This is a genomic window from Marinobacter sp. bablab_jr008 (assembly GCF_016464145.1).
In the GTDB taxonomy this organism is placed as follows: domain Bacteria; phylum Pseudomonadota; class Gammaproteobacteria; order Pseudomonadales; family Oleiphilaceae; genus Marinobacter; species Marinobacter nauticus.
The window spans coordinates 1-805 of the sequence record NZ_JACDWW010000049.1; the positions used below are offsets into that span (position 1 = coordinate 1).

At 54.0% G+C, this 805-nt stretch carries 1 pseudogene; it reads right to left on the bottom strand.

Annotation, left to right across the window (positions count from 1 at the left end):
* A pseudogene (locus JIF53_RS19405) lies at positions 1 to 805 on the bottom strand (IS3 family transposase); the annotation flags it as partial.

Below are 805 nucleotides of genomic sequence, written 5' to 3' on the forward strand. Positions count from 1 at the left end.
ACGAGTTCTCCAGAGTGTTTCCTTCCCTTCAACGCCTTACGCATAGCTTGTATCACAGAATCCGTATGAAGGGTGTCATGGACATGGTAGCCCACGATTTTGCGAGAGAAAGCATCCGTAATCAGGCTGAGATAGGCCAAGCCCTGGTGAGTCGGTAAGTAATATCTGCCACCCAGAGCTGCTCAGGCGCGACTGGCACAACCTGCTCCGGACCCGGCTAATCAGGTTAGGATGACAGCGAAAGTGGTGATGGCTATGCGTGGTCTTATGATAGGCCCGCTTTCGGGGAACCAGTTGTCGGTGTGCTCTTAAGGGGTCGAATAGTCGGTCCCGGCCCATGCGCAAAGGGGCATTCAGTTTCAGTAGCGAATGCAGTTTGCGGGTTCCCAGCCGAGGCTGATGCAGGCGCTCTTCCCGTACAAAGTCCAGCGCCATGAGATTGTGCGCCTTACGAGCCGCATCCGCTTTGAAGTACTGATAATAGGCCTGACGGGAAAACCTAGATATCGGCAAGCCCGACTAACGTTCAGGCCTTGGATTTGTCTTTGTGCGAGGACTTGCCGGACCGCTTTTTTACAACGCGACAGCCATAGTCTTTTTGAAGCACATCCACAACGGATTCAAAGAATTGCGCTTTCTGGTTGGCCTCATCTAGCTGCTGCTCCAGCTCTTTGATGCGCTGCTCTGGTGTAAGTGGAAGATCCGATTTGTTCATCGCAGCCCCCTTGCGTACCAAGAGCATGGCCGCCGGGCTCCAATCCTGCTGACCATGCTTACGTAACCACGTTAGCACCGTCGAGCGTCC